Raw genomic sequence first — 7,895 nt, forward strand, 5'->3', positions numbered from 1 at the left:
GAGCCAGAACACGGGCGCGCCGACGACGGCGAGGATCGTCGCGAACACCCGCAGCCCGACGTTCCCTTCGCCGAAGGGGGCGATCATGAGGACAATCGTGCAGACGACGGCGCCGAGGAGTCGCCAGTGGGCGCCGAGGAAGCCTGCGACCATCGCCCATGCGTTGCGGGCGACGATGCGCGCCGGCGATTCGGGCTCCGGTGGGGGCGGCGGGGACGGGGCCACCGCAACCGTCGAGTTACGCGCGGCGGCCACCAGTTTCGGGGCGTGGACACCGACCGGCGGGGTTTCGCCGTCGGGCTCGCACCGGAACAGGGCGATGCCCACCGTGTCCGCGTAGTCGACGGCCTCGTCCGTGTATCCGGGGCCGGAGAAGTACAGGAGCTTCCGGGCGTGGCTGGTTCCGCGGGTGCCGTAGAGGTTCGCGAGGTCCGACTTGCCTGCACTGCCGCCACGCCACTTCACCTGCGCGTACGCGCGTGACGAGTAGACGTCGATGCCGCCGTCCGCGCCTCCGAGTAGCGCTGTGGCGTCGCCGTAACCGAGCTTCTGCATCTGCTCGGCGGCGTTGATTTCGGCTTCAGCCGCCGTGCGTATGCGTGCCATGCCTCACTCCCCCAGATCGAACCAGTCTTTCCCCTCGAAGGTACCCGCAGATCCGGTCAAACCAGCTATCGGCCGGTGAACGTCACACCGGCGCCATCGAATTGCAACACACTGCAACTCTTCCCGCCCCCGGCCGCGCGCCCGTACCGTTCCCCGAATCAGCACGTTCACAACGTAGTGAGGGCGGATTCATGAGGGCAGCACGCTTCCACGGCCGACGCGACATCCGGATCGACGACATCCCGGAGCCGGAATTGCGGCCGGGCGCGGTGAAACTCCGGGTCGCGTGGTGCGGAATCTGCGGCACCGACCTCCACGAGTACCTGGAGGGCCCGATCTTCATCTCCCCGCCGGGGCATCCCCATCCGCTGTCGCACGAGAATGCTCCGGTGACGATGGGCCACGAGTTCTCCGGGACGGTCGAGGAGGTCGGTGAGGGCGTCACCGATGTCGCCGTGGGTGACAACGTGGTGGTGGAGCCGTACTTCGTGTGCAACGAGTGCGCGTCCTGCAAGGCAGGCAACTATCACCTGTGTACGAAGATGGGTTTCATCGGATTGGCCGGTGGCGGGGGCGGACTCAGCGAGAAGGTGGTGGTCGACCGCCGGTGGGTGCACAAGATCGGCGACATCCCGCTCGACGAGGCGGCCCTGATCGAACCGCTCAGCGTCGCGCACCATGCGGTCGTCCGCAGCGGGGCCAAGGCCGGCGACGTCGCGCTGGTCGGCGGCGCGGGGCCGATCGGACTCCTGGTGGCCGCGGTCCTGAAGGGCCTGGGTGTCACCACGATCGTCACGGAACTCAGCGACGCCCGGAAGCAGAAGGCGCTGTCCAGTGGGGTCGCGCATCACGTGATCGACCCGTCGTCGGAGGACGTGAAGACCCGGGTGCTCGAGCTGACCGACGGTGTCGGCGCCGACCTCGGGTTCGAGTGCGCCGGGGTCAACGCCGTCCTCGACACCATCCTCGACGCCGTCCGGCCCGCAGCCGTGGTGGTGAACGTGTCGATCTGGGGAAAGCCCGCGACGGTCGACATGCAGAAGCTCGTCCTCAAGGAGATCGACCTGCGCGGCACCATCGCCTACGTCCGAGATCACGAGGCGGTGATCGAGCTGGTGCGCACCGGCGTGATCGACCTGGCCCCGTTCATCACCGGCCGGATCGAACTCGACAACCTGGTCTCCGAGGGCCTCACGACGTTGATCGAGCACAACGACACGGCGGTGAAGATCCTGGTCCGGGCGTGACCGTCAGTCGGGTTCGTCCGTCGACGGCGTCACCGCCCTGGCCTTGAGCGCCAGCCACAGCTCCATGCGGTCGTCGGCCTGGTCGAGGTTCCGCCCGGTCAGCGCCGCGATCTTGTCGATCCGGTTCCGGACGGTGTTGCGGTGCACGGAGAGGGCGGCCGCCGCCGGGTCCCAGGCCCCGTTGGCTCGCAGCCATTCCTCGAGCGTTCGCTGGAGTTCGACGCGTTCGCGCGGCTCGAGCTGATCGAGGGGTGCGAGGACGGCGGTCGAGAAGCCGCTGAGCACGTCGGCCGAGCCGAGTCGCAGCAGCAACTGCACGGTCTCCCCCTCCTTGGCGTCGACGGCGCGGCCCAGTCGGGCACTGACGGCGACGAGGGATCGCGCCTGCATCGCCGACACGGCCAGCGCGTCCACCGGAACCAGCGCACCGATCCCGATGGCGCATCCCTCTGCCACGCCCGACAGCAGGTCCGCCAGCCCGGCGACCTCGGGGTGCGCGATCTCGATGTCCGAATTGCGCTGTCTCAGGATGGAATCGGGAAGGACCGAACCGATCCGGACGGTCAGGTCGGCCACAGCCTCGGGAGTGGAGCGCACGACGGCGATCTGCAGGGGGTCCCGGGACAGCCCGATGCCGGCCGCGATCTGATGTGCGCGCTCCCGCCGGAGTCCGGGTCTGAGCAACTGCGCCAGCGCCGCCGCCCGCCGCTGCCGCTCCGGTTCGCCGGCCACGTGACGCCGTTCGAGTTCGAGCGACAACAGCGAGACGAGAACATTGGACGCGTGCCGCAGCGCGCTGTCCTCCGACCGCTCGAGCACGACGAACGCGAGCGGGTTGTCGATGCGAACGGGGTGCAGTTCGAGTTCCCGCCGACCGGCACCGCCGAACGCCGTCCAGCCCTTCGCCCGGGTGGTGTAGCGACCCACCTGGTCCTGGGCGTCCTGCAGGAACGCCGCGTCGACGCCGTCGGAGAGTTGGACCACCCCGCCGGACGCGTCCAGCACTGCGCAGAGGGAGCCGCTGACGGACCGCCAATTGTCGAGCAGTCCGCTCAGGGGCGACGGTCCGGCCGCGACCGCGGTGAGCTGATAGCTGAGTTCGATGGCGTCCTCGAGCGCACGTTTCTCCTCCTCGGCGATCCGGGAGAAGATCCATTTGGTGATGGCGATGAACGGCACCGAGTCGGGGGCGATGAGCAGCGGGACGCCGAATTCGCGCGCCGCCGCGACGAGTGGCGCCGGTGGCGCCTGGTAGGGCAGCCCGTGCCCCAGACCGAGGCACAGTGCGGCGACCCCGCCCGCGACGCAGTCCCGCACGTAGTCGCGGCACCCGGATTCGGTGGTGGGAAGCATCAGGCCGACGGTCATCAGCAACTCGCCGCCCTGGAGCCAGTCCCGCGGACGCGTCAGTTCGGACACGTGCGCTGCGGTGATGGGGTTGCCGACTCCCGCCGTCCCGCTCATCGACGTGAGCCGCAGCGTGGGAGCAGACAGGACGTCCTGGACGGTGATCACCGGCGACCTCTTGTACTAATTGCCCAACCGTAATAGACGAACTGTACATCTCGCCTCTGGTGCCGGGGCGGCGCAGTGCGCAGAGTGGTGATCAGAGCCACAGCACCTCCAAGGAGTTTCAGTGTCAGATCACTCCGGCGACACCGCCGCGACCCTCGGTGGCACCATCGAGACCCGCTCGATCGACTACGTCCCCGAGGACGAACGTCACGGGAAGGTCCGCGACCAGGGCCCATTCTGGTTCGTCGGAAACTTCCAGCCCTTCACGGTGGCCATCGGCTTCGTCGGCCCCGCCCTCGGCCTGTCGCTGGGCTGGACGGTCGTCGCGGGCATTCTCGGCATCTTCTTCGGAACGTTGTTCATGGCGTTCCACGCGTCGCAGGGACCGGTGCTCGGACTCCCGCAGATGGTGCAGTCCCGCGCGCAGTTCGGCTATCGCGGTGTCGTCCTCGCACTCATCGGGACGTTGTTCACGTACGTCGGGTTCAACGTCGTGGACGTCGTCATCATCAAGGCGGGCCTGCACAGCATCTTCGGGTGGAACGCGGCCGTCATCGCCGTCGTCATCACCGCGGTCGCCACGCTGCTCGCGATCTACGGTCACGATCTGCTGCACCTGTCGTTCCGTGTGCTGTTCTGGCTGTCGCTGCCGCTGTGGGCCATCCTCACGTGGGGCGTCGTGTTCGGGCACGCCGGCGGCGACGCGGGCGCGGCGACGGGTGGGTTCACCCTGCTGGCGTTCATCGCCCAGTTCAGTGTCGCGGCCTCCTACAACATCACCTACGCGCCGTACGTGTCGGACTACTCGCGGTACCTGCCGCGCAACACGCGGACGTCGGCCATCGTGTCGGCTGTGTTCCTCGGCGCCTCGGCGTCGCCGGTCTGGCTGATCCCGGTGGGTGCGTGGATGGCCACCCGGCTCGGAGCCACTGACGCGCTCGCCGGCATCCACGACGCCGGCAACTCGGTGGTGCCGTTCCTCGGCAGTGTGCTCGCCCTCGTCGCGACGCTCGTGCTGGTGGCGACCATGGGCCTGAACGCGTACAGCGGCATGCTCACCGTGATCACGGGCATCGACTCCTTCCGGAAGGTCACCCCGTCCCGCCGGATCCGGGTGGTGACCGTCCTCGCGCTGGCCGCGGTCTGGCTGGTGCTGAGCCTGCTGTTCACCGATTCGACGACCGTCCTGAACACGACGCTGCTGATCATGCTGTACCTCCTCGTGCCGTGGACCGCCGTCAATCTCACCGACTTCTTCTTCGTGCGCCGCGGGCATTACGCCATCACCGACCTGTTCACGCCGGACGGGCTGTACGGAATGTGGTCGTGGCGGGGCATGACGGCCTTCTTCGCCGGCATCGTCGCCTCCGTTCCGTTCATGGTGCTGCCGTTCTACGTCGGGCCGATCGCCGCGGCCCTCGGTGACGTCGACGTCGCGTTCGCGGTCGGACTCGCCGTGTCGGGGATCGTGTACTGGGTCCTGTCCCGGTCGCTGGACCTCGACACCGAGGAACGGTTCATCGAAGACAGCGAAGCCGCGCTGGCGGTCGAGGAGACCCCGGCTCATGGCTGACACGAAAACGGCTGACGTCCAGCACGCGATCGACGCGCTGATCCGGGCATTCGGCGAGCACGACACGACCGCCTACTTCGAGGCGTTCAGCCCGGACGCGACGTTCGTCTTCTACACCCACCCGGTGCCGCTGCCCAGTCGCGAGGCCTACCGCGACCTCTGGTCCGAGTGGGAGTCGGACGGGTTCCGTATCCTGGCGTGCCGTTCCCGCGAGCAGAACGTCACGTTTCCGGCCCCGGATGTCGCGGTGCTGACGCACCGGGTCGGCACCACCGTGCGGCATTCGACAGGAACGGTCGAGCTCGACGAACGGGAGACGATCCTGTTCCGGCGGCGTGAAGATTCAGGCTGGATCGCCGTCCACGAGCACTTGTCGCCCCAGTCGATCACAGTCTGATAGCTGACAGATAGCTGGCTCGACGTGGACCGCGTCACATCAGGACCCTGTCGAGTTGCGGACGCAGTCGCCCGACGGTGTACTGGTCAGTAAACCTGCCCGGCTCGGCCTATCGCGAAGGTGCACAGATGACGGACGAACGGCCCGGCAAGAATCAGACCCCACCGGACAAGGCGACGCGACCGACTCCGAAGGAGGCGACCCCGGACGTCTCCAAGACCGATCTCGCGGCCGTCGTCGACGCGCTCACCGCGACGAACGAGAAGAATTTCGACTTCTGACCTCGCTCCTCAGGCCCGTTCCCGGTGCGGCACGAACTCGAACGTCAGGCACGCGAACGCCACGGGCAGCAGGTAACGGAAACGCAGGAGGACGTAGCGCCGGTTCCCCGTGGAATGGAACTTGCCGAGGTAGCGGTACAGCGACTCGAGCGAGATCAGCACGTCGCCGAGGTGCAGGACACGGCGGAAGAGCCGCGCTCCCGCGCCGGGTGCGTCGGGGTCGAGGAGTTCGGGGAACGCCGCGAACGACAGCGAGACGTATCGCGCACCGGTGTGCCCGGCGTACCGGATGACGTCGACGGTCATGCGTTCGTCGGTGCCGTTCGGCGCGCCGTCGGCTCGCCACGGAACGTCGAGGCTCAGTTCGCGGGCGGAACCGGCGGTGCCGTAACGCTGGAAGGCGACGGCGCGCCCGGTGCAGTCGCGGGCGATGACGAGCAGAACACCGGGGAGTGCGCCGTCCAGCAGGTGGTCGAGGATCATCGAGAACCCGCGGCGCTGATGTCCGGCGCGGGCGTTCTCGACGATGTCCGTCAACTCCCGGCGCGTCGGTTCGTCGAGCGCGGTTTCCGGGACGATCTCGGTGGTGAGCCCGGCGTTGTGGGTGCGCTGCACGGCCTGCCGGAGGTTGCGGAATTTCCTGCCGTGCAGGGTGAAGTGTCCGACGTCGATCACCACGTCACGGCCGATCGGGACCGCCGACAACGGCTTTCGGGTGTCGCCGCCGATCTCCCACAGCCGGGCGACGCGCTCCCCCGCTCCGAGCACGGCGACGCGCCAACCGCGTTCGGCCGCGAACTCGGAGAACTCGTCGAGGAGGGCGCCGAATTCGAGCGCGTTGCCGATGGGATCGCCGGAGACGACCGCTATTCCGGATCGCGCCCGGTAGGCGATCGCCGCGGTGCCCGACGCGTTGAAGTAGTACGACTTCGCCGAATTGAGGGCGAACGGCGACAGCGGATCGTCCGTGGTCTGCTGGATCAGCGAGAAGACGCGGGCACGGTCCTCGGGCTGCGGAACACTGCGCACCGGCAGCATCAGGACGGGTCCGGTGGCCACGAGGAGGAGAAATCCCGGAGTCGAATGTGCGCTCGTGTACGCCACATCCGCGGCCGTAACGAACAGCACCGCCGCCACCGAATGTGTCATGGTGACGGGCCGCCGCAGATGCAGTCCCCGGGCCACCAGCAGGACGGCGATTCCGGCCGCCACCATCCACGTGCGAACGGGACCCGACCGCCCGGCCATCCACATGAGCACGAGGCCGACCACGACGGTTGCGCCGACGAGCGCCATCCGCGCCGCGGGCGATTCGGGCCGGTACACCCGCAGCCCGGGCACGGTCATCGGTGTCGACTTCGAATTCTGCATCCGCACCCCTGCCCCAGGTGACGACTGTTCCGGTGCCTCCAACTTAGCGGCTCCGCCGCCCGTGAGTGGTTGACGAGTCCCTGGGCTCGCTACGCACTCACGGGCGAAGCCTCGGCGGCGGTACCCCGTGCGGCAGGGACGGCCCGACCGCCGTGAGTGAGCCTGCAGCACGCCCCTTCCCCCAGCCGAGTTTCTCGCGGTACCGGCCGATGTGGTCCTCCGGGATGTCCTGCCCGTCGACGAGCGGCGTGGACTGCGGGTCCACGTACAGCGCGTCGACCGGGCAGTACGCCTCGCACATGAAGCACGTCTGGCAGTCCGATTGCCGCGCGATCACGGGGATCCCGGTGTCGGTGCGGTCGAACACGTTGGTGGGGCATGCGTCGACGCACTTGTCGCAGCCGATGCACGCGTCGGCCAGCAGCACCTCGATCACGAGGCCACCCGCAACAGCCCACTGCGTGCCGCGCCGGTCGAGGTCCACACGTCGTCCAGCCCACCGGTGAGCACGTGGTGGTGCTGCGCGGGATCGAGGTCCGGGTAGTCGGCACGCTTGCTCATTCCACGGGTTTCCGTCCGCGCGAGCGTCGAGTGGTACATCCACCGCCCCACCGCGGTGATCGCCGCGGCCTGACGGGCCCGGACACGTTCGTCGCCAGTGTCGCCGCCGAGCCCCAGCGACAACGCCGTCCACAACGACTCCAGCTCGTCGAGCGCACCCTGCACCCGCACACCGTCCCGCAGGTAGTTCTTCTCGTACGGGATGAGTTCCGCCTGCGCGGCCGCGACGACGGCGGATGCCTTCAGCCCCGACCGCCCTGTGGGCCGCAGTCCGGCCCGGCCGGCGGGACGCAGTTCGCCCGCCCGGACCCGACGTTCGGTTCGCGCGAACCGCGCGGCCCCCG

The 7,895-nt window shown here is 68.6% G+C and carries 8 protein-coding genes and 1 pseudogene; 4 read left to right on the plus strand and 5 right to left on the minus strand.

Annotated elements, in window-relative coordinates; genetic code table 11:
• Positions 1-606, minus strand: a 606-nt coding sequence (locus AC1D1G_RS37935) for a restriction endonuclease (RefSeq protein ID WP_477956150.1), incomplete at its 3' end; no start/stop codon positions are given.
• A gap of 191 nt (positions 607-797) precedes the next feature.
• On the opposite strand from AC1D1G_RS37935, the gene AC1D1G_RS37940 reads away from it, so the two are divergent.
• Positions 798-1,853, plus strand: a complete 1,056-nt coding sequence (locus AC1D1G_RS37940) for a 2,3-butanediol dehydrogenase (protein WP_210461066.1) — start codon at positions 798-800, stop codon at positions 1,851-1,853.
• A gap of 3 nt (positions 1,854-1,856) precedes the next feature.
• Here the strand turns inward: AC1D1G_RS37940 and AC1D1G_RS37945 are convergent, their stop codons facing one another.
• The gene (locus AC1D1G_RS37945) at positions 1,857-3,368 is read right to left on the minus strand and encodes a PucR family transcriptional regulator (protein WP_477956151.1); all 1,512 of its coding nucleotides are present in this window, start codon (positions 3,366-3,368) and stop codon (positions 1,857-1,859) included.
• Between the two features lie 121 nt (positions 3,369-3,489).
• On the opposite strand from AC1D1G_RS37945, the gene AC1D1G_RS37950 reads away from it, so the two are divergent.
• From AC1D1G_RS37950 to AC1D1G_RS37960, 3 genes are all read left to right on the plus strand, one after another.
• Positions 3,490-4,941: a purine-cytosine permease family protein gene (locus AC1D1G_RS37950; RefSeq protein WP_280781977.1), complete on the plus strand. Its 1,452-nt coding sequence runs from the start codon at positions 3,490-3,492 to the stop codon at positions 4,939-4,941.
• Complete coding sequence (locus tag AC1D1G_RS37955; protein WP_477956152.1) at positions 4,934-5,338, plus strand: YybH family protein; 405 nt, start codon at positions 4,934-4,936, stop codon at positions 5,336-5,338. The genes AC1D1G_RS37950 and AC1D1G_RS37955 overlap by 8 nt, the downstream gene beginning before the upstream one ends.
• Positions 5,339-5,466: 128 nt before the next feature.
• Entirely contained in the window at positions 5,467-5,619 is a 153-nt protein-coding gene (locus AC1D1G_RS37960) for a hypothetical protein (protein WP_009474321.1), read from the plus strand.
• A 9-nt stretch (positions 5,620-5,628) separates the two neighbouring features.
• On the opposite strand, the gene AC1D1G_RS37965 is transcribed toward AC1D1G_RS37960, so the two are convergent.
• From AC1D1G_RS37965 to AC1D1G_RS37975, 3 genes and pseudogenes are all read right to left on the minus strand, one after another.
• Positions 5,629-6,990, minus strand: coding sequence for a bifunctional lysylphosphatidylglycerol flippase/synthetase MprF (locus tag AC1D1G_RS37965; RefSeq protein WP_477956153.1), 1,362 nt, complete (start codon positions 6,988-6,990; stop codon positions 5,629-5,631).
• Positions 6,991-7,087: 97 nt separating this feature from the next.
• Positions 7,088-7,426 carry a 4Fe-4S binding protein gene (locus tag AC1D1G_RS37970; protein WP_477956154.1) on the minus strand — a complete coding sequence of 113 codons (339 nt, stop codon included), beginning with the start codon at positions 7,424-7,426 and terminating at the stop codon, positions 7,088-7,090.
• Positions 7,423-7,895, minus strand: a pseudogene (locus AC1D1G_RS37975) (pyridine nucleotide-disulfide oxidoreductase); the annotation flags it as partial. The gene AC1D1G_RS37970 and the pseudogene AC1D1G_RS37975, both read right to left, overlap by 4 nt.

The sequence above is a fragment of the Rhodococcus sp. P3_B8 genome (assembly GCF_056402775.1).